Below are 20,239 nucleotides of genomic sequence, written 5' to 3' on the forward strand. Positions count from 1 at the left end.
TCTTATTTTTTAGCGAGTACTATTTTTGAGTTGTCACTTTTTACCAATGCTTTGATATAAGAATCGTATTTCTCGAATGACTCTTTAGGTGCTTTTACAGCTTTAATTACTACTTTTCTTTTGTAAACCAGCTTACCACCACCTACGTTTTCGAGAGACGCTTCATAGCTTCCAAACTCATTTGAAATTTCAATAGGCTCAAACATTGCCTCAATTTCATAATCATCTGGCAAAATCAATGTTATTTCATCATTATACGTTTTACCTCTTCTAATAGAGATAGGCAATTTCCGTGTTGAAACTGATTGGGGCGTGTATTCAAAACGATGAAAAATATTTGGGTTTAACAACAGTCTGTTTCCTGCTTTAGACACATAATTCTTTGCTTCAAACGTTAAGTTTTCTGTAAATACAACCTTGTCCTTATCATTGTTAAACGATATATCCGAAAGCCGAAGACTGTTAAGATGGCTCCAAGCGTTTTTATACGCAAGATCTAACTCTTCTTTATCATAGTCCTTTAAATGATAGTTGCTGTTGTAAATGAGTCCTTTGGAGACTTCTGTAGTGGTACCTCTTATCATTAAATTTTCATCGAGTACTACGGTTGCACTAAAATCTCTGGTGTTATCCTTTTCAGAATATGTGGGGGTTTTTGTAATCACGCCACCATCTGGAGTCATCATCACTACTTTTCTGTCATCCGTATGCGAACCCAAAAACCCAAACGGGATGTCTTGGCTAGTGCATTCTAAAAATATATTCTCATCTTCAAAGGGTACCGCAAGAATGACGTGGTTTCCCTGCAACGCAACAAAATCTTCATCTATATCTACTCCGTTTTCTTTGCTATCGACTATCGAATAATACGATGTAATTCCTTGACTTTCCAAGAGTGCTTTCGTATAATTTGTCAAACCTTTACAATCTCCATACCCTAACTTATCTACATCTTCAGCCGGAGATGGCTGCCATCCTCCTATTCCAACCTGAACACTAATGTAACGGGTTTTATTCTGCATATATTCATAAATCGCTTTTACTTTTTCTTCATCTGTTTTTAGATCTTTTACGAGGTTTGAAATAATATTTTTTGTCTCTTGCGACAATTCATCCCTTCCTTTTAGTAATTTTTCATTTTGCCATAATCCGAAGTCTTTCCAAGTTGAAATTTCTGCAACCGAATTTTCTAGTCTAAATTTTTTGAGAGCTACCTTAACCATAGGGACAAACTCAGTGTAATGAGGACTTGCATATTCATTTTCTACGGCATTCATCTTATTAATTGAGTATGATAGGTAATTAGATGCTTCTTTTGTATCTACATTGTAACCTTCAAGATTATATTCCTTTTTTATTAAAGGAACCTCCTTTTCGTTTACAACTTCATATTTAGATTTCTCAACGGCGACGGTTGAATAGGTTCGGGGAATCCAAGGTTTTATAAACCCTGTTGTATTGGATTTTAATTCATATTCAAATTTTAATGTAAAGGGATAAGGTGGCTCAACATATCTGAGTGACTTCAATCTATTATCTGAATACAAATCACCCCCAGATGCAGAAACATCAGCAAAATCTTTCTCTTTAAAAGATTCAATCTCTTTTCCATTTTTATCGTACAACACTGCCGAAATGTTTTTTACTTTATCATTTCCGCTGTAGCCAACTATTGGATCAAGAGCATCAATACCACTCCTATTGAGAGCTGTAATGACAACACTGTAGTGTTCTTCTTGAACATCAAAGTCTTTTAAAATGATTTTTGTGGATTCATTGCGGACAACCGCGTTGGCATTTTTAAGCAACGTTGCGTCGATATTTTTTACGCTGTAATCTTGGGCATTGGAATAAGAAAAGATAGATAACAGCAGAAATAAGTAGGTAATTCTCATTAATTGGGTTTGCGACAAATCTATATCAATACAGGAAAATATAGAAGAAATAATTGTTAAGATTTTAACACTTGTTTTTTGAATCCATCAAAATAGTAACAGGCCCATCATTAATAAGCGCTACATCCATCATAGCACCAAACTCTCCCGTCTGCACTTTCTTCTCCATTTGCAATTCGAGTGCTGCGATAAATTGCTCGTATAACGGAATAGCGATTTCAGGCCTTGCAGCTTTTATAAAGGAGGGTCGGTTGCCTTTTTTAGTGAAAGCGTGCAATGTAAACTGGCTCACCACAATGGCATCGCCTTTTGTGTCCAGAACGGATAAGTTCATAGCGCCGTCGGCATCACTAAAAATGCGCATTTTAGCAATTTTTGAGGTCAGCCAGTCGATATCCTCTTGTGTATCTTCAGCTTCAATACCTAGCAGAATCAATAATCCGTTTCCTATTTCAGCAATACGATTGCCTGCCACCGTTACCGAAGCTTCACGTACCCTTTGTAATACTACTCTCACCTTTACTATTTTGAATTTTACACAATTGTAGGCTGCATTAAAATTTCCGAAGTAATTATAATTATTGGCCTTTTTCGTAAATATCTTTTCTGAAATGTTCCTCGTCACCCTCCACAATCTGCACATAACTTTTGTAGCGGCTCCAAGCCAATTTATCTTCTTCAAGGGCATCCTTCACTGCGCATTTGGGCTCCTCGATATGCAAGCAATTGTTAAATTTACATTCCTGCTTCAAGGCAAAAAATTCTGGAAAATAATTACCTATTTCTTCCTTTTCCATTTCCACGACACCGAAGCCCTTAATCCCAGGCGTATCTATAATTTTTGCACCAAAATCAAGATCATACATTTCGGCAAAAGTAGTGGTGTGCTGACCTTGTGAATGTTGTTCTGAAATTTTCTTCGTTTTTAATTCTAACGTTGGCTCAAGAGCATTTGCCAGCGTGGATTTCCCTACACCACTGTGCCCCGAAAACATGACCACTTTATCCTGCATCATCTCCTTCACTTTGTCAATATTCTTGCCTGTTTCTGCTGAAATTCCAAGACACTCATACCCGATGCTTCGATACATCGCGGCGAGGTATTTGACTTCTAAAATTTCATCTTCGTTATACGTATCAATCTTATTAAACAACAAAACCGCTTTTATGTGATACGCCTCGGTAGTCACTAAAAAACGGTCTATAAATGTTGTAAACGTTGGCGGATTGTTAAGCGTCACCAATAAAAATGCAATGTCAACATTGGCCGCGATGATGTGCGTTTGTTTTGAAAGATTGACACTTTTACGAATGATATAATTCTCCCGTTCGTCAATTTTTGAAATTATGCCGATGGTCTCATCACCAATTGTCTCCACTTCAAATTCCACGGTATCGCCCACTGCAACGGGATTTGTGCTTTTAATACCATCCATTCTAAACTTGCCTTTTATACGACAATCATAGAAATCTCCCGCGTTTGATTTTACGGTGTACCAACTTCCTGTAGATTTATAAACGAGTCCTTTCATTGGCCGTAAAAATACAGATTTTAACCGTTAATCACTTTCTTTTGGTGGTTGATTGATTCTTGGTGAATGGCTTTGTATAATTTCAGAATAAATTCTTCACTTAAGTGGTGTTGCTCACCATCAAGAATCATTCTACCAAGCATTTCGTTCCATCGTTTCACTTGTAAAATAGAAACGTTATTCTGTTTTTTGAGAAGCCCAATAGAATCTGCAATTTTCATACGTTTGCCAATCATCTCCAATAATTTATTGTCAATAACATCAATTTGCGTTCGTAGTGTGTTTAGTTGATTTTTAAACTCCAGTGCACTTTCATCCTTTTTTCTAATACGCAAATCAACCGTCATTTGATCAAGCGTTGCGGGTGTAATTTGTTGTGCAGCATCACTCCAAGCATTGTCCGGATCAAAATGAGTTTCTACCATTAGTCCATCATAATTCAAATCGAGTGCGGTTTGGCAAAGATCAAAAATAATATCACGTCGCCCAGCAATATGCGATGGATCTAAGATGAGTGGCAAATCTGGGAATTTATTTTGAAGGTCAATGGGTATTTGCCATTCTGGATTGTTGCGGTATTTTGTCTTTTCGTATGTTGAAAATCCTCTGTGAATGACACCTAGGTTTTTAACATCGGCAGTATAAAAACGTTCTACGGCACCTAACCACAATGCCAAATCTGGATTCACCGGGTTTTTAATAAGTACTATTTTATCGGTTCCTTGCAAAGCGTCGGCTATTTCTTGTACGATGAAAGGAGAAACGGTTGTTCTCGCTCCAATCCATAAAATATCCACGTCATGTTTTAAAGCTAAATCTACATGGTTTGCATTGGCAACCTCTGTGGTTGTAAGCATTCCCGTTTCCTCTTTTGCCTTTTGCAACCATTTTAAACCCAATGCTCCCACACCTTCAAAATTTCCTGGGCGGGTGCGTGGTTTCCATATTCCTGCACGTAAAACGGTAGCATCTGTATCTTTTAGTTGATGTGCTATTTTAAGCACTTGTTGTTCTGTTTCAGCGCTGCACGGTCCCGCAATTACTAGTGGATGCGCCAATTCCATTTTGTCCAACCATGTTCGTAATTCTTTTTTATTCTGCATAATTCATTTCTTTGTGTAAGGTGCTCATTGCATTGTGCAAATTATGTTTGTAAACACCTACTATTTTTAATTCTAATACTGCTTTTCTGAGCATCGTTATCACTTCTTTGAACACCTCATAATCTTCAAATAAAACTTCAACTAAAAACGAATATTGCCAAGGCTTTCCTTCAATGGGCAACGATTGTATTTTCGTTAAATTTATATTGAACGTCGCCAGTAATTGTAAAATATTTGACAAACTCCCAATGTCGTGGTTCAACTCAAAATTTATTGTGGCTTTATTCGGTTCTTTTTCCTGTGTTGCATTTCGGCCTATGACCACAAAACGCGTTTTATTTTCTTTTTTGGCTTGGATATCACTGGCGATAATTTCGAGTCCGTATTTTTCAGCAACTTGTTTTCCTGCAATGGCCGCGACACCTTTAAATTTTCCGTCCAAAATGCGCTTTGCCTCGCTTGCTGTATCTTTTCCTTCAATCAATTTGCAATGCGGCTGCAATCTTTGCAAATAAGCAGTACACTGTTGCAATGCTACAGGATGCGAATGCACTTCGTCAATATCATGAACGGTCTGCCCGGGCAATGCCATCAAAAACATATCTATGGTCAAAAAAGTCTCTCCTAGAATACTAAAATCGCCATCATCAATCAATTTATAGTTGGGCAAGATAGTTCCGGCAATGGTATTCTCAATTGCGATGACTCCTAAATCTGCGTTAAAATTTTTAACCGTTTCAGTCACTTTTGAAAAGGACTCACAAGGCACGAGGGTTGTTTCGGCTTCAGGAAATAATTGTTTTACGGCAAGGTCATGAAAGCTACTTTCAATTCCTTGGATGGCGATTTTTAATTTCATACTATTTCAGTTTAATGCAAAAAAAATCCTGGATAAAATATCCAGGATTTGTAAATTATATATGTTAACTCAACTATACAATAACCCTGGCCTCTCGACTAAAGAAGAAATACCAAAAGTTAAAATATGTACGTGAATTGATCATTGTTCGTTATTGTTATGGCTAAAGTAGTTATTATTTTAAAGTGACAAAATGTTTTCTCGCTTTTTTTAATTCCCTAGCTTTGAAATACAAATACAACAATGGCGATTACTATAAAAAATATTACGAAGACCTACGGAAATCAGCAGGCCTTAAAAAATGTATCATTTCATGTAAATGATGGTGAAATCGTAGGATTTCTAGGACCTAACGGTGCTGGAAAATCTACAATCATGAAGATTTTGACTACCTATCTCGAGGCAACCAAAGGCACCGCTACGGTAAATGGTTTTGATGTTGCTACCGAAAAAAAACAAGTCCAAAGAAGCATTGGGTACTTGCCGGAACACAATCCATTGTACTTGGATATGTATGTTAAAGAGTATCTAGAATTCAACGCAAGTATTTACAATGTGCCAAAAACCGCTGTCGCCGAAGTCATCAAAAAAACAGACCTGACGCCCGAAGCTCACAAAAAAATAGGACAGCTTTCTAAAGGATATCGCCAGCGTGTGGGACTCGCTAATGCCTTGTTGCACGACCCAAAAGTGTTGATTCTTGATGAACCAACCACGGGATTGGACCCCAACCAACTTATTGAAATCAGGTCATTGATTAAAAATTTCAGCAAAAAAGAAGAACCCAAAACAATCCTGCTTTCTACGCATATTATGCAAGAAGTGGAAGCGATGTGCGACCGCGTTATCATTATCAATAAAGGCGAAATCGTTCTCGACAAAAAAATAGCAGATCTCAACAAAAGCAAACAACAGATAATTGAAGTAGAATTTGATTATCGGGTAGAAGAAGTTGCGCTCAACAAACTGCCCAACGTTTCAAAAGTTGAGAACTTGGCTGGATTTGTTTATAACATTCATTGCACTACTGAAAAGGATATGCGTGGTGATATTTTTGATTTTGCCCACGACAGCGGACTCAAAATCTTACAACTCCACCAAAAGAACACGACATTGGAAAAACTATTTGTTGAATTGACGAAGGAGTAATTAAATTTACGAAGTAAGATTTTGGAGGTACGATTACTTGCTCGCTAGAAGATTAACCCTTAAAAATTAATTTCTCACCAATAACAGATCAAAACTCATCTCTAACCTACTCAAAAATTAACTCCCCACGATATGGGGTTTCGACATTTACAATTGGAGGTCGATTTACTGAAATACAATTACCCACACTCACAATCCTTCCCGTTATAGATTGTTGTGGATTGACAACCATTACGTCTGTACTGCGATGAAAAATGTTTAGATTTTGAACTATCAGTTCTCGTGATTCAATACCGCAATCGCTAGAAAACAATCCAAAGTCGGCTGTTTCTGCGGTACCTTTTAAATAAAACCTGGAAAGTCCGTTTGCTACAATTCGTAAATTTTGAATCTCTAAATCAAGTCTAAAATCTCCATCTGTGTGAAATTCATCTTCATTGTTTTGGTCCTCACTTAATAACAATAATTCTGGAAATCTTAATACACCTATACTTTCAGTAGTGAGACCTGTACTGCTTCTTATTTGTGTTATGTTTGGTGAGGTAACATATACTTTCGTAATTCCGTAGTCACGAACCAAGTTACAACTGTTGTTATTATAAATATTGAGCTCGCCGTCGATGACTTGTAACTCAACATCATCCAATAAATTTTCGCCAGTTTCAATGACAACTTTCTGTGTTTCGCCTTGCGAGATAAATAATTGTGCGCGTTCCCAAACAATTATTTTTGTAAACGGGGCAACGCTCATTTCAGTTTCTATAATTGTTCCTGCGGTTTGAAAACAATTTAATGAATCCTGTGGCGAAGTACAACTCGCCAAGCACAAAATGCTCACTATTAAAAGTAGTTTTTTCATATTACAATCGTATTCCTAAACCAAATTCAACACCCTCTGCTTTCGCCCAATGTGCTCTCACCGTTACCGAACCAAATACTTTATCTCCCAAAAAATAGCGTTTCAACCCTAAACGATTATAGACTCTATTTTCAAATTCGAAAGGATAATACACATAATAACCCAATTGCGAAACAAAGGCAACTTTATTAAATCGAAGCTCGTGACCAACAAACAATCCCACACGTTTCCAATCTTCATCGCCTGAAAGATTATCTTCAGGAAAAGCGATAGAACGGTACTTTATAAACTCTTTCATAAAAGGTAAAAACATGACGTCAACCCCAGCTTGTAATGTGCTTTTATAATTAATGCGTTTATCTGCAAATGCCGAAACGATATAAAAAGGAAATTGCCCCGACCCAACGACATCACTTTCGTGAACTCCAAATCTAAATGCCACGTTGTATTTAATAGGCTCTGCATAATCTTTACTACTCTCATCTTCTTGAATTGGGGTGTATTCGGGAAGTTCTTCGTAGTCTAATTGATAACTCACCCCCGCATTTAAACCAAAGGTATTTGTGCTGTTATTTGGCGCTTTTAAATTGGCATTGCTGTAATGTATAATGGAGAAACCAGCATGGAAACCAAGACCTTTATAAAAATTTTCTTTCACGTAATTGAATTTCAAAAATGTGGAACTCAGAATTCGAGAACCATAGGCATTGTTATTAAAATTTGTTTCTCGGTCAAACGGATTTGTACTATATGCAACTCCCTGACCCACGCGAACAACTAAATTTCGCTCAAAAAAATAAAAATTGTAATGCCCGTATAAACTATATGCTTCGCCTAGAAATTCATTCTGCATGTCTTGATAAATCGCAGTAAACCCCCAATCTGGATAGCGATGAAAACGTTCCCAAGCTTCTCCACCAAAAGTTTTTCTATTATAGCTCAATGTAACGCCACGAGGATGTCCCGTAATAACGTGTTGAATATCTGGATTGTGCTCTAAAATACTACCGTAATAGTAGTCTGCTTCTAAGGAAAAATATTTTTTATCTTCATCCGCTTGTGGCTCTTGCGCTAAAAGCGAAATGCTACAAAAACAAAAAATAACCAACAGGTAGAAATGCTTCATATTCATTTTAAGAAGCGTAAATATAAAGGAATCATTCAAAAAGAAGCCTACCGTCAAACAATTCTTCAACGTCAATAATGTTTGGCATATTCACCGAAATCACATCACCAAAACTAACAATTTGACCTCTAATGGATTGCACAGGATTTACATACATATTATTACTACTGCGATGATATAAGTTTAACTCAAAGACTTCAAGATTGCGTGCATTAATTCCAGTGTTTCCTGCGTACAATTGAAAGTTTGCTCTTGTGGCAGTGCCTTGCAGCTTGAAAATTGAAATTCCGTTTGAAACAACCTTTAAATTTTCTGTAGCTAAAGTAATTTCAAAATCACCATCTACATGTGTAATACCTGAAACCGCTTGGTCTTCGCTAATCAGCGTTAATTCGGGATAATTTAATGTACCAATACTGGTAATTGGAAAGCCTGTACTGCTTCTTATTTCAGTAATATTTGGCGAAGTGATATACACTTTGGTAATGCCATAATCACGTACAAAATTGCAACTATTATTGTCATAAATATTGAGTTGGTCACCCAAAACAATCAGTTCCACATCATTCAATAAATTTTCTCCAGTTTCAATACGCACTTTTTGAGTTTCTCCCTCTTCGATAAACAAAGTGACCTGTTCCCAAACCAAAATTTTAGTAAAAGGCGCAACGCTTACTTCGGAAGTGACAATTTCGCCTGCGTTTTGAAAACAATCTGGAGCGTTTTCTCGGTTGCAAGCAATGAATAGTGAAATAATGAATATGTATAAAATGTGTTTCATTTCAGAAAAAATTAAAGCCTTGTACCAATACTGAATTCAATCGCCTCTGCTTTTGCCCAATGCGACTTAACCGAAATTCCAGCAAAATATTTATCATTGAACATATAGCGATTGATGCCCAATCTATTGTAGATCCTGCTTCCATCTTCAAAAGGAAAATAAGCATAATACCCCAATTGCGTTACAAACGCTGTTTTACTAAAGCGCAATTCATGCCCTACAAAAACCCCCACGCGCTTGTAATCTTCATCGCCCGTATTTCCATTTTCTGGAAAAGCAACCGCCCGATAATCAATATATTTTTTAAGGTATTCCATAAAAAATATATCAACTCCCAGTTGTAGCGTGCTTTTATAATTTAACCGCTTATCTGCAAACCCCGAAACCACAAAAAACGGGTATCGCGGCGAGCCAATGACATCACTTTGATTCACTCCCCCTCTAAAAACGATATTGTACTTTATCCTTTCGGCAAAATCTTTAATACTTTCTCCGTTTTGCAACGGAATATAGTCTGGAAAATTCTCATGATTCAAGTCATATTTTACTCCCAAATTCAAGCCTATTGTATTGGTACTCGTATTTGGTGCTTTAAAATTTCCATTACTATAATGCATAAAAAACAACCCCGCTTGCAGCCCAAAACCATTCCAGATATTTTCTTTTACATATCCAAATTTAAAAAACATAGACGTTGCAAATCGAGAACCGTAGGCATTATTAGAAGGGTTTTCTTCAACGTCATACGGATTTGTAATATATGCCAATCCCTGGCCAACAGTGAGTTGGAGATTACGATTTAAAAAGTAAAAAGTAAAATGCCCGTTCAAGCTCAATTGCTTGCCCAGCAAGGGATTGTGCGGGTCTTGATATCCAAAAGTAATTCCCACATCTGGATAATTAAAAAACCGTTCCCAATTTTTCACTCCGTAAGTTTTTCGGTTAAAAGAAGCTAAAAATCCTGTTGGGTGCCCTAAAATTAAATGAGACAGATCTGGGTTGTGTTCTAATATATTTCCGTAGTAATAATCTAGCTGAATGCTGTAAAATGAAGGTGCTTTTTCTTCGGAAATTTGCTGCGCATTACTGTTTAAAATTGTGAAAATTGCAACAATTAAAATAGCAAAGTGCCGATATAAATATGAAACGCTGCCAACATTCATCATTCAAAAATAAGACGCCCCGTAAAGCGTTCTTCCACTTCAACAATAGGCGGGCGATTTACAGAAATTACATCTCCCGTACCTACAATTTCGCCCGTTATTTGGTCGGTTGGATTCACAATCATTTTATTGGCGCTTCTTTGAAAAATGTTTAAACTTCCAATGATCAAATCTCTTCCTTCAAATCGTGGATTTTCATCTAAAAAACTAATTCTCGCAGTAGCTGCCGTTCCCGTTACATAGAAAACACTTTGTCCATTTGCATTTATAGTTAACACATCGCAAGCCACATCTACATAAAAATCTCCACCTTTTAATGGATCTGCCAAGCCGCCCGAAGTGTTACTCTGTAAGGTTAACTCGGGGAAAGATAATTGCCCAATTCCCGTTACATCATAACTTGACGAGTTTTGTATTTTAGTCAATATTGGGGTAGTCACCGTCGCCTTTGTGACCCCATAATCCCGAACAAAATTACAAGTATTATCATCCCTTATTATCAAAATATCTCCTACAACACTCACTTGAATATCCGATAATAAATTTTCTCCCGTTTCGACAATTACTTCTTGCGCGTCGCCTTGAACTACGGTTAACGTGACTTCCCCTTCTACTCTAATTTCTGAAAAAGCAGCGACGGTAAAATTAGTTTCAACGATAGTGCCAGCAGCCTGAAAACAATCGTTCCCATTTTCTGAATTGCATGCAACGAAAAGAATTCCCACTAAAAAAATAGCGAGCAATTGTTTCAAAAAACGTTTTATTTTCTCCATTATTTACAATATTCTAAATCCAACTCCAAACTCTAGTGCTTCAGCTTTTGCTCCGTGAGTTTTCAAGGAAACTTCAGTAAATAATTTTTCTGAAATATGATATTTCAACCCAGGTCTTAAATAAACACGGCCCTCAAAATCATAGGGATAATATACATAATAGCCCAGTTGTGTAATGAACGAAAGTTTATTGATGTGTAGTTCGTGGCCAGCAAAAACCCCCACTCGTTTGTAATCTTCATCTCCCGTAATCCCTCTGCTCGGGAATGCTGCCGCGATATAATCAATTTCACTTTCCAAGAATTTTGAAAAGAAAACTTCCGTTCCCAATTGGATGGAACTTTTAAAGTTTAATCGCTTTTCGGCAAATGCGGTGAGAATATAAAATGGTTTTTGCCCCAAGCCTAGGAAGTCGCTTTCATTTACACCACCCCGTACCATGAAATTAAGATGTATGGGTGTTGTCACTTTTCCGAAGGTATCATTTTCTACAAACTCTTTTTCTAAACCTCCATCAAGCTCGTAGGTCACGCCAAGGTTTACTCCCACTGTATTTGTACTGGAATTGGGCGCTTTAAAATTGGCATTGGAGTTATGAATAAAAGTCAAACCGGCTTGGACGCCAAATCCTTTAAAAATATTCTTTTTTTGATAGTTGAGCAAAATATAAGTGGTCGCAAGTAAGTGGCTTCCGTAGGCATTATTTTTTGGGTTATCGTTTAAATCAAAAGGGTTGTTTGTGTATGAAATTCCCTGCGCTAAACGGAGCATTACATTTCGATTTAAAAAATAGAAATTGTAGTGCCCTAAAACTCCGATAGTATTTCCCAACTCGGGATTGTGCGAATTATGGTATAAAATAGAGTAGCCATATTCTGGATAATTAAATGCCTGTTCCCATCTATTTTTACCAAATGTCTGCGTGTTGTAACTCGCAATAAATCCGTCCGGATGCCCCTTGATTAAATGCGCAATATCTTTATTATGGCGCAGAATTGTACCATAAAAATAATTGACATCAATAGTTGCGCCTGTGGTTTCCTGCCCAAAAGCGGAACAGGTAATGCATAAAAACAACGCAAGTAAAATTCGGGTCATGGCGACAAATTAAAGCAAAGTTGTGGATCTTAGAAAGGCAAGTTTGATAAATCGACGTTTCCGCCAGAAAGAATAATACCTATTTTTTTACCCTTAAATTGCTCTTTCTCTCTTAAAATTGCAGCAAAAGGTACTGCGCATGATGGCTCGATGATAATTTTTAAGCGTTCCCAAAGCAAACGCATGGCAGCGATTATTTCATCTTCTTCTACTCTAATTATTTGAGAAACTAGTTCTTGAATAATTGGAAAATTATGGTTTCCTAAATGCGTTCGCAAGCCATCAGCCACCGTATTTGCCGTTTCATTGTATTGAATGATTCCTGCCTCTAAAGACCGAAAAGCATCGTCTGCCTCAAAAGGTTCGCCAGCGATTATTTGGCAATTGTTGCCAAAATAATGCGCTGCCACAGCAGTTCCAGCAAGCAAACCACCACCTCCCACAGGTGTTGCAATGACATCTAAATCTGGATGTTTATCTAAAAGCTCAAAAGCTGCGGTTCCTTGTCCTAAAATCACATCCATATTATTGGATGGATGCAGAAAAGTTGCGCCCGTTTGTTCTTGTATTTTGGCCGCTTCCTCTTCACGACTTTCAATAGTAGGTTTTGAAATTGTAATCTTTCCACCGTAGCTTTTTACTGCATCTACTTTTACTTTAGGAGCGTTTGACGGCATCACAATATATGCTGGAATATTTAAATTTTTAGCCGCGAGAGAAACGGCCTGTGCAAAGTTCCCTGAAGAATGCGTCACTACGCCAGATTGCTTTTGAACATCGCTCAATTGTAAAATAGCATTGACGGCACCGCGCATTTTAAAGGCTCCCATTTTTTGGAAATTCTCACATTTAAAATATAGCTGTGTGCCACTTATTTCGTTTAAAAGTCTTGACGTGACTACAGGAGTTTGATGCACGTACGGAGAAACACGGGCAACGGTATTGATAAAGTCAATTTTTGATGGGATGGACATAGTGCTAATTTTGAGCAACAAATATAGCGGTAATCTTACACCAAATCTGCCACCGATTTATTTTCAAAAATCTTCAAATTACTATCCCTAACTTCAATCATAAAATCGTGAATGGAACAGGCATCTTCATCTTTGCAATCATCACATTTTTTATAAAAATTGAGACTCACACAAGGGACTAAAGCAATGGGACCTTCTAGAATTCTATATACTGCTGCGAGAGAAATTTCGTTGGGTTTCTTAGCTAAAAGATATCCACCCCCTTTTCCTTTTTTTGAAATAAGAAGTTCATTTTTACGCAGCGTCAATAAAATACTCTCTAAAAATTTTAATGAAATATTTTCCGCCTCAGCGATTTTTGAAATTTGGACAGGAATTCCAGGTTCTTGTTTGGCTAAAAAAGAAAGTGCCTTAAGTCCGTATTTTGTTTTTCTAGTTAACATAGAGAAGTAAGTTTGTTAAGTTGACACAATGTTAACGGAATTAAGAGTAATAGCATAGCTTACTTTCACACAATTTTCTAATGTTATGGAAACCGAGCAGTATTTTTCAAAGCTAAGCTTCGCTGCTCTAATCGCTTTTTCTGCGGAAATTTCACCTTCGAGAATAATATGAACGTGCATTGAGGTAAATGGTTTCGCCTCTTTTACTTCCTCCCGCTCTCCTGAAACTTCAATATTGTACGAGGTAATTTTTTGACGTTGCTTCTTCAAAATATGAATCACGTCTATAGCGCTGCAACCGCCCACTCCCATAAGTAAAAGTTCCATTGGGCTGGAGCCGTAACTCACTCCATCAACAGTATTATCAATAAGCAACGGCACACCACTTTTCCCTTTTGCTTCAAATAAATAATCATCGTTTTTTCTTTCTAGGATTACTTTCATAAAGTTAATCTTTGGTAGTAAATTGATGATTTTTCAATTATGCAGTTAGCAATCACCAATCAATTTTTCAGTATCTTTTCGGTTCATTAAAAATACAATAGTGCGCTCACTTTACATTACATTTCTATTTTTTTCGGTGTTTCAAATTTCGGCACAAGAGGAAAAAGTCAATTTTCCGGATGACTTCTTCGGAAATTATACAGGCATTTTAAAAATTTATAATGACAAAGGAAATTCCGAATTCCCCATGGAATTCCATTTGCAACCGACTGAAATTTCAGAAGAATACACCTACACCATTATCTACGGAACTGGAGAGCAAAGACAAGTACGCTTGTACACATTGAAAGAAAAAGATGCCAAAAAAGGGATTTATGTGGTCGATGAGAACAACGGAATTCTCCTAGAAAACAAGGTGGTTGAAAACAAACTCTACACCCTTTTTGAAGTTGGCGGAAAATTATTAACTACGTTTATCACGTTTGAAAAAGACCATTTAGTATTTGAAATTGTCTTTGTAGACATCGAAAAAAAATGGAAAAGCGGTGACACAAATGAAGAAACCCCGGAGGTATTATCCTACCCAATCCAAGTGATACAGCGAGCAAAGCTTTTAAAGCAATAATCATTGTCATTGTATAAGAAAAAAGTATCTTTGTGCAGTAATTAAAGAGGAAAGATTTGACTGCTTGCAACCTCTTCTGAATGTTTGATATTTCAGAAAAAATAATCCAAAAAAAAATTGGATTTAAATGCTAAATAGTGAATTACACAAATTGTAATTTATTCTGGACGTTCCCGTCAAATCTACCTCAACATTTTTAAACATTAAAACCATTTTATGGCGTATTTATTTACATCCGAAAGTGTTTCGGAAGGACACCCAGATAAAGTTGCAGACCAAATTAGTGATGCATTGATTGATAATTTTCTTGCCTTTGACCCACAGTCAAAAGTTGCTTGCGAAACGCTTGTGACAACTGGTCAAGTAGTACTTGCCGGCGAGGTAAAGAGCGAGGTATACTTAGACGTACAAAAAATTGCCAGGGACGTTATCAATAAAATAGGATATACAAAAGGAGAATATCAATTTGACGGAAATTCTTGCGGGGTGCTTTCTGCAATTCACGAGCAGAGTGACGACATTAATCGTGGTGTTGACCGTGATACTAAAGAGGAACAAGGCGCCGGTGACCAAGGAATGATGTTTGGATATGCCACCAAAGAAACGGAAAACTATATGCCGTTAGCGCTTGACTTATCTCATAGATTGTTGCATGAACTTGCTGTTCTAAGAAGGGAAGAAAAAGATATCCCATATTTGCGTCCTGACTCAAAAAGTCAAGTAACCATTGAATATAGCGACGATAACAAACCTGTGCGTATTGACAGTATAGTAATTTCGACACAGCATGATGATTTTGATCAAGACGATACAAAAATGCTTGCCAAAATTAAAAGCGATATAATTTCAATTTTGATTCCAAGAGTAAAAGCTATGTTGAAGCCAGAACTCCAAGCATTGTTCAATGATGATATTACCTATCACATTAACCCAACGGGGAAATTTGTTATTGGTGGTCCTCACGGAGATACTGGTCTTACAGGACGTAAAATCATAGTTGATACATATGGCGGAAAAGGTGCACACGGTGGTGGTGCTTTTTCGGGAAAAGACCCTAGTAAAGTAGACCGTTCTGCTGCCTATGCAACAAGACATATTGCAAAAAACATGGTTGCTGCTGGTGTTTGTGATGAGATTTTAGTTCAAGTAAGTTATGCCATTGGCGTTGTAGAACCCATGGCGATTTTTGTAGATACCTACGGAACTAAAAAAGTGAATTTAACCGATGGCGAAATCGCTAAAAAAGTAGCTCAACTCTTTGACATGCGTCCAGCCTCTATTGAAGCTCGTTTAAATCTACGCCAACCCATGTACAGCGAAACCGCTGCTTATGGACACATGGGACGTAAAAATGAAACAGTCACTAAAACTTTTTCAATCCCAAATGGAAAGGATAAAAAAATGGAAGTAGAATTGTTTACTTGGGAGAAATTGGATTACGTGGAGAAGGTAAAAGAAGCCTTTGGCTTATAGTCTCTTCGGAAATATTATATAATTAAAAACCCCAAAACATTTAAAATATTTTGGGGTTTTTGTTTTAAGCTTTTGGATTAATTAATTCGCAGCTGAGTCAGCTAAATTAAATAAGGCTGTACTTATTGTTGAAATAATTTCATCATTTCCTGTAATAGCGTGTCTGTCTTTCAAAAAGCTTGGCGTGTTGTACGATATTTTTACTACACCTTGGGCATCTTCCCAAACTAGCATTTTTTGCGGTAAATCAATGGCAGTAGTTTGTTTATTTTGCATCAAAGGTGTCCCCAAATTAGAATTTCCGAAGACAATTAAACGTGTGGGATTCAATTGCATATTTACACTTTGCGCATTGGCTTGGTGATCTAATTCTGCAATAACAGTTAAATTTTCATTGTCGGTAATGCTATTTCTCAATTTGTTATAGGTCAAGTTAAAATCATTGTTGCTCACAATTGTAGAAATTCCCTGATTTAGCGTAATTGATGTTGATGGATTTTCTGTAATCGTTCCATTGGTTGCTCCCGTAGCAAGATTATTGAGCGCTGCAGTAATCTGGCCTATGGTTTCCGCACCACCCACATTATGCCTTGCGCTTAAATACGTAGTTGTATTGAACGCTACAAAAACATTGTTATCTGCGTTTTCATAAACAAGCATCTTTTGTGGCAAATCCAATCCAGCCAATTGGTCTTCCTGCATTAAAGGAGTTCCCAAGTTGGGATTTCCAAAAAGAATTACTCTCGTATTAAGAAGATCAAATCCATTGTTTTGAGCATTTTGAGTATGGTTTACCTCGGCAACTATAGAGATATCTGGGTTGCTTTGTAATGCATTTCGTAAGTCTAAATAGGTATTTGAAAAATCTTTTTCACTTAAGGAGTATCCAATCCCTCGGGCTTCTGGAGTTATGACAATGACATCGGCATTATTATCGTCATTTTTGTTGCACGACATACAAGAAAACAGCACTGCTGAAAAGGTAATTAAAAGGAAGTATTTCATAAAATATAATTTGTTTTAAAAGTACATAGCCCAAAAGTATGTTTCTAGAAGGTTATGAAAGATTAACAATAACATCTCAATGTATTGTTAACGCAAATTATATGAGATTATGATTTTTTGCTTTTTGCACGGCTTCAATTTTACTGTGCACTTGGAGTTTTTTGTAGATATTTTCTATGTGTTTGCGCACTGTGCTGGGAGAAAGAAATAAATTATCTGCAATCAAGGTGTAACTTAATCCTTTGCTTAATTGCTCTAATACCTCAACTTCCCTTTTGGAAAGGGAGATTTCTTCTTTGTCTTTTTGGTTCTCAATATTTAAAGGATTGCGAAGTAACTTTAAGGTTTTCATGGCAATCGATGGATTCATCGCAGCACCGCCGTCCATGGTTTCAATAATTCCGTCGTATAATTCTTGCGGCCCCGTTTCTTTTAACAAATAACCATCTGCTCCCGCTTTAATTGCGTTGAAAATATGCTCGTCGTTATCAAAGGCAGTGAGCATAATAATTTTTATCTGCGGAAATTTCTTCTTTACAACTTCGGTTGTCTCAATGCCATTGAGTACGGGCATTTCAATATCCATCAAAATTAAATCGATGACATGGTTTTCTTCCAATTTAGCCAAAAGTTCGCTTCCATTTAAAGACGTGTGCTTTACTTGAAGATCATCAAAAAACGATAACTTTTCTTTGACCGCATGGATCAAAAAACTGTTATCGTCTACTATGGCTATTTTTAGCTGCAAATTTTTGGTTGTTAGTTGAAAAATCACTTTGGCTATGCTATCAAATTTCAGTAAAAGTTCAACGATTTGGTATAGGGCATTTGCCTTATTTTGGAAAATTTAAATCGATGGTTGTCCCGTTTCCAATTTCCGAAGTAAATAAAATTTCTCCTTGAATATCCCGTGCACGTTTTTTCATATTACTGAGACCGTTGCCCATTTCAATTTCAGCAGGATTGTACCCACTTCCATCATCTTTTACGACCACTTTGTAATTATTTTTTTCTTCGGAAATTTGAATTACAATCGCATTCGCGTTTGCATATTTAACTGCATTATTTACACCTTCTTGAATGATGCGATACACATTCATCCCCACAATAGAGCTCAATGTAACGTTTTTTGAAATATCGTGATCCACAATAAAATCGACCGAAGTATTTGAAATCCCTTTTGCTTTCTCCACAAAATTAGCAATGCGAACTTGTAAATCCTCAAACGAAATCTCTTCTTTGTTCATCGCCCAAATAGTATCCCGAAGCTCATAAATGGTCTGTCCCGTAAATTGACTGATGCTGCCCAACTTGTTTGCTAATTTTTCTTTCATTTCTGGGAAGCCGAACTTTAAATTATCGAGACTACTAATGATAAAAGTGAGCTGCGCTCCTATATTATCGTGCAAGTCTCGTGAAATCCTAAGACGTTGTTCTTGTAGTTTATTTTGCGTTTCTATACTGGCAAGTGCTTCTTTTAATTCTCCCTCTTTTTTAAGTTGGCGATTTTTAAGGCGTTGTTGATTGTAAACTAAATACCCCAAAAGTCCTAAAATTACTGCTAGGCTTAAACTTCCGTAAATAAGATTGTTTTTTTGGGTTACTTCAATTTCCTTTTCGGCTAGCTTTGCTCTTTGTTCTAGTATTTCTTTTTCCTTTATTTCGGTTTCATATTTTGTTTCGAGTTCGGCTATTGCTTTGGCCTTTGTTTCGTCAAGAATAGAATCGTTGATTGAAATATATTTCCGAAGAAACTCACTTTCCAGTTCCTTTTTATTTTGGTCTTTATACAACTCTGCCAAAGACGAATAGGTTTCTTTCATGGAAAGTTTCAACTTGTTTTCTTCTGCGTAAACAAGTCCTTCTTTTAAATACTTTTCTGAAATATCAAATCGTTTTTGTTGCCGCAAACTTTCGCCAAAAGAACTATATGAATGTGCAAGTCCTGTTTTATCGCCTATGGAAGTTCTCACGGCCAACGCTTCTTCAAAATAATCGTCAGCTTTTTCAAATTCTTCATTTTTTGAATATGCCAAAGCGATATTTGTAAGGTTTGAAGCTTCCAGTTTTTTATCTCCTAATTCTCTGCTTATTGCCAGGGCCTTTTCATAAGTAGCAATTGCTTGTTTGTACTTTTTTTGGTAATCAAAAATAGCACCCACATTATTATAACCTTGTTGCAGCCCTTTCGTATTGCCGAGTTCTTTTTGAGCTTGTAGTGCCTGCAATAGGTACTCTGTCGCTTTATCGTAATTTGCCATGTAATAGTGAGCAACACCTATATTGTTCAATCCTTCTGCGATTCCGGTTTTATTACCCAATCGCTCCTCAGCATCCATCGACTTAAAAAAATTGGCAATGGCATCATCATAATCCCCAGTCCTAATATTGAGCATGCCTATGTTGTTATAAACAATCGCTTCTCCTTTAATAGACTTTTCAACTTTTATAATTTTTAATGCCTGGGAGTAATAAAAACTTGCAGAATCATACTGTGTTTTACGCTCGTGATAATTGCCTAGCATACTTAGGTTCATCCACTCCCCTCTTTTAAAATTTAGTTTTTTAGATAACAAAAGACCTTTCCGTGCAAAAGGTTGAGCGCTATCAAGGTGCGTAATATTATAATGTCCAGCAATTTCTTGAAACAAAATCGCCTTTGAAGTATCTTGAGGTTTGTTCTTTAAAACCTGAAGCACACTATCAATATTTTTAAGTGTATTTTGGGCGAATACGGTGGTTGAAAAAAAGAGCAATAAACAAATCCAGAGAAGTTGGTTGCGGTTCATTGTTAGTGTTGATTAGTTGTCATAAAGCTACAAAACAATTTCATGCTGAACAACAAGACATTGACTTAGATTGTATTCTAAAAAATTGTATCGCCGTAAATGGTTTTGCCTTTTCTCAATTTGAAAAGAATGAAGTTCAAGGATTTCT

Annotated in this window: 20 protein-coding genes; 3 read left to right on the top strand and 17 right to left on the bottom strand. The window is 36.7% G+C overall.

What is annotated here, in order from left to right; genetic code table 11:
- Window positions 1-2: 2 nt before the first annotated feature.
- From ACSHW7_RS13195 to ACSHW7_RS13215, 5 genes are all read right to left on the bottom strand, one after another.
- Window positions 3-1,895 carry a DUF3857 domain-containing protein gene (locus ACSHW7_RS13195; RefSeq protein WP_435679835.1) on the bottom strand — a complete coding sequence of 631 codons (1,893 nt, stop codon included), beginning with the start codon at window positions 1,893-1,895 and terminating at the stop codon, window positions 3-5.
- A 64-nt stretch (window positions 1,896-1,959) separates the two neighbouring features.
- The gene (gene dtd / locus ACSHW7_RS13200) at window positions 1,960-2,412 is read right to left on the bottom strand and encodes a D-aminoacyl-tRNA deacylase (RefSeq protein ID WP_435679836.1); all 453 of its coding nucleotides are present in this window, start codon (window positions 2,410-2,412) and stop codon (window positions 1,960-1,962) included.
- 61 nt (window positions 2,413-2,473) lie between these two features.
- Window positions 2,474-3,427, bottom strand: a complete 954-nt coding sequence (gene rsgA, locus ACSHW7_RS13205; RefSeq protein ID WP_435679837.1) for a ribosome small subunit-dependent GTPase A — start codon at window positions 3,425-3,427, stop codon at window positions 2,474-2,476.
- Window positions 3,428-3,447: 20 nt separating this feature from the next.
- Window positions 3,448-4,530, bottom strand: coding sequence for a chorismate mutase (locus ACSHW7_RS13210; RefSeq protein ID WP_435679838.1), 1,083 nt, complete (start codon window positions 4,528-4,530; stop codon window positions 3,448-3,450).
- The gene (locus tag ACSHW7_RS13215) at window positions 4,520-5,389 is read right to left on the bottom strand and encodes a prephenate dehydratase (RefSeq protein ID WP_435679839.1); all 870 of its coding nucleotides are present in this window, start codon (window positions 5,387-5,389) and stop codon (window positions 4,520-4,522) included. The genes ACSHW7_RS13210 and ACSHW7_RS13215 overlap by 11 nt, the downstream gene beginning before the upstream one ends.
- A 243-nt stretch (window positions 5,390-5,632) precedes the next feature.
- Between ACSHW7_RS13215 and gldA the strand changes: the two genes are divergently transcribed.
- Window positions 5,633-6,538: a gliding motility-associated ABC transporter ATP-binding subunit GldA gene (gene gldA, locus ACSHW7_RS13220; protein WP_435679840.1), complete on the top strand. Its 906-nt coding sequence runs from the start codon at window positions 5,633-5,635 to the stop codon at window positions 6,536-6,538.
- Window positions 6,539-6,644: 106 nt separating this feature from the next.
- Here gldA and ACSHW7_RS13225 read toward each other — a convergent pair whose 3' ends face one another.
- From ACSHW7_RS13225 to ACSHW7_RS13265, 9 genes are read right to left on the bottom strand one after another with little or no spacing between them, the layout of a single operon-like run.
- Window positions 6,645-7,397 carry a head GIN domain-containing protein gene (locus ACSHW7_RS13225; protein WP_435679841.1) on the bottom strand — a complete coding sequence of 251 codons (753 nt, stop codon included), beginning with the start codon at window positions 7,395-7,397 and terminating at the stop codon, window positions 6,645-6,647.
- A 1-nt stretch (window position 7,398) separates the two neighbouring features.
- Entirely contained in the window at window positions 7,399-8,523 is a 1,125-nt protein-coding gene (locus ACSHW7_RS13230; protein ID WP_435679842.1) for an acyloxyacyl hydrolase, read from the bottom strand.
- Window positions 8,524-8,554: 31 nt separating this feature from the next.
- A complete protein-coding gene (locus ACSHW7_RS13235) occupies window positions 8,555-9,304 on the bottom strand; it encodes a head GIN domain-containing protein (protein WP_435679843.1) in 750 nt (249 codons plus the stop codon).
- Between the two features lie 11 nt (window positions 9,305-9,315).
- The gene (locus ACSHW7_RS13240) at window positions 9,316-10,470 is read right to left on the bottom strand and encodes an acyloxyacyl hydrolase (protein ID WP_435679844.1); all 1,155 of its coding nucleotides are present in this window, start codon (window positions 10,468-10,470) and stop codon (window positions 9,316-9,318) included.
- Window positions 10,467-11,240 (bottom strand): head GIN domain-containing protein, encoded by a 774-nt coding sequence (locus ACSHW7_RS13245; protein ID WP_435679845.1) that lies wholly within the window; start codon window positions 11,238-11,240, stop codon window positions 10,467-10,469. The genes ACSHW7_RS13240 and ACSHW7_RS13245 overlap by 4 nt, the downstream gene beginning before the upstream one ends.
- Before the next feature lie 3 nt (window positions 11,241-11,243).
- Window positions 11,244-12,338 carry an acyloxyacyl hydrolase gene (locus ACSHW7_RS13250; protein WP_435679846.1) on the bottom strand — a complete coding sequence of 365 codons (1,095 nt, stop codon included), beginning with the start codon at window positions 12,336-12,338 and terminating at the stop codon, window positions 11,244-11,246.
- Window positions 12,339-12,367: 29 nt separating this feature from the next.
- Window positions 12,368-13,312: a pyridoxal-phosphate dependent enzyme gene (locus tag ACSHW7_RS13255; RefSeq protein WP_435679847.1), complete on the bottom strand. Its 945-nt coding sequence runs from the start codon at window positions 13,310-13,312 to the stop codon at window positions 12,368-12,370.
- 35 nt (window positions 13,313-13,347) lie between these two features.
- Window positions 13,348-13,755 (bottom strand): RrF2 family transcriptional regulator, encoded by a 408-nt coding sequence (locus ACSHW7_RS13260; RefSeq protein ID WP_435679848.1) that lies wholly within the window; start codon window positions 13,753-13,755, stop codon window positions 13,348-13,350.
- 15 nt (window positions 13,756-13,770) lie between these two features.
- The gene (locus ACSHW7_RS13265) at window positions 13,771-14,199 is read right to left on the bottom strand and encodes an OsmC family protein (protein ID WP_435679849.1); all 429 of its coding nucleotides are present in this window, start codon (window positions 14,197-14,199) and stop codon (window positions 13,771-13,773) included.
- Between the two features lie 100 nt (window positions 14,200-14,299).
- Here ACSHW7_RS13265 and ACSHW7_RS13270 point away from each other — a divergent pair, with 100 nt between their 5' ends.
- Window positions 14,300-14,824, top strand: a complete 525-nt coding sequence (locus ACSHW7_RS13270; protein ID WP_435679850.1) for a hypothetical protein — start codon at window positions 14,300-14,302, stop codon at window positions 14,822-14,824.
- 216 nt (window positions 14,825-15,040) lie between these two features.
- On the top strand, window positions 15,041-16,297 hold the full coding sequence (gene metK / locus ACSHW7_RS13275) for a methionine adenosyltransferase (protein WP_435679851.1): 1,257 nt from the start codon (window positions 15,041-15,043) through the stop codon (window positions 16,295-16,297).
- A gap of 81 nt (window positions 16,298-16,378) precedes the next feature.
- Here metK and ACSHW7_RS13280 read toward each other — a convergent pair whose 3' ends face one another.
- From ACSHW7_RS13280 to ACSHW7_RS13290, 3 genes are all read right to left on the bottom strand, one after another.
- Window positions 16,379-17,302, bottom strand: a complete 924-nt coding sequence (locus tag ACSHW7_RS13280) for a DUF302 domain-containing protein (protein ID WP_435679852.1) — start codon at window positions 17,300-17,302, stop codon at window positions 16,379-16,381.
- A gap of 97 nt (window positions 17,303-17,399) precedes the next feature.
- Window positions 17,400-18,050, bottom strand: coding sequence for a response regulator (locus tag ACSHW7_RS13285; protein ID WP_435679853.1), 651 nt, complete (start codon window positions 18,048-18,050; stop codon window positions 17,400-17,402).
- A gap of 85 nt (window positions 18,051-18,135) precedes the next feature.
- The gene (locus ACSHW7_RS13290; RefSeq protein ID WP_435679854.1) at window positions 18,136-20,091 is read right to left on the bottom strand and encodes a tetratricopeptide repeat-containing sensor histidine kinase; all 1,956 of its coding nucleotides are present in this window, start codon (window positions 20,089-20,091) and stop codon (window positions 18,136-18,138) included.
- Window positions 20,092-20,239 lie beyond the last annotated feature (148 nt).

It is taken from the genome of Patiriisocius sp., from assembly GCF_051252435.1.
Lineage (GTDB): Bacteria > Bacteroidota > Bacteroidia > Flavobacteriales > Flavobacteriaceae > Patiriisocius.

Bases quoted from the DNA above. Each gene is read 5' to 3' on its own strand.
- ACSHW7_RS13195 (WP_435679835.1), bottom strand. From the start codon at position 1,895: ATGAGAATTACCTACTTATTTCTGCTGTTATCTATCTTTTCTTATTCC.
- rsgA (WP_435679837.1), bottom strand. From the start codon at position 3,427: ATGAAAGGACTCGTTTATAAATCTACAGGAAGTTGGTACACCGTAAAA.
- ACSHW7_RS13210 (WP_435679838.1), bottom strand. From the start codon at position 4,530: ATGCAGAATAAAAAAGAATTACGAACATGGTTGGACAAAATGGAATTG.
- ACSHW7_RS13215 (WP_435679839.1), bottom strand. From the start codon at position 5,389: ATGAAATTAAAAATCGCCATCCAAGGAATTGAAAGTAGCTTTCATGAC.
- gldA (WP_435679840.1), top strand. From the start codon at position 5,633: ATGGCGATTACTATAAAAAATATTACGAAGACCTACGGAAATCAGCAG.
- ACSHW7_RS13225 (WP_435679841.1), bottom strand. From the start codon at position 7,397: ATGAAAAAACTACTTTTAATAGTGAGCATTTTGTGCTTGGCGAGTTGT.
- ACSHW7_RS13230 (WP_435679842.1), bottom strand. From the start codon at position 8,523: ATGAAGCATTTCTACCTGTTGGTTATTTTTTGTTTTTGTAGCATTTCG.
- ACSHW7_RS13235 (WP_435679843.1), bottom strand. From the start codon at position 9,304: ATGAAACACATTTTATACATATTCATTATTTCACTATTCATTGCTTGC.
- ACSHW7_RS13240 (WP_435679844.1), bottom strand. From the start codon at position 10,470: ATGATGAATGTTGGCAGCGTTTCATATTTATATCGGCACTTTGCTATT.
- ACSHW7_RS13245 (WP_435679845.1), bottom strand. From the start codon at position 11,240: ATGGAGAAAATAAAACGTTTTTTGAAACAATTGCTCGCTATTTTTTTA.
- ACSHW7_RS13250 (WP_435679846.1), bottom strand. From the start codon at position 12,338: ATGACCCGAATTTTACTTGCGTTGTTTTTATGCATTACCTGTTCCGCT.
- ACSHW7_RS13255 (WP_435679847.1), bottom strand. From the start codon at position 13,312: ATGTCCATCCCATCAAAAATTGACTTTATCAATACCGTTGCCCGTGTT.
- ACSHW7_RS13260 (WP_435679848.1), bottom strand. From the start codon at position 13,755: ATGTTAACTAGAAAAACAAAATACGGACTTAAGGCACTTTCTTTTTTA.
- ACSHW7_RS13265 (WP_435679849.1), bottom strand. From the start codon at position 14,199: ATGAAAGTAATCCTAGAAAGAAAAAACGATGATTATTTATTTGAAGCA.
- metK (WP_435679851.1), top strand. From the start codon at position 15,041: ATGGCGTATTTATTTACATCCGAAAGTGTTTCGGAAGGACACCCAGAT.
- ACSHW7_RS13280 (WP_435679852.1), bottom strand. From the start codon at position 17,302: ATGAAATACTTCCTTTTAATTACCTTTTCAGCAGTGCTGTTTTCTTGT.
- ACSHW7_RS13290 (WP_435679854.1), bottom strand. From the start codon at position 20,091: ATGAACCGCAACCAACTTCTCTGGATTTGTTTATTGCTCTTTTTTTCA.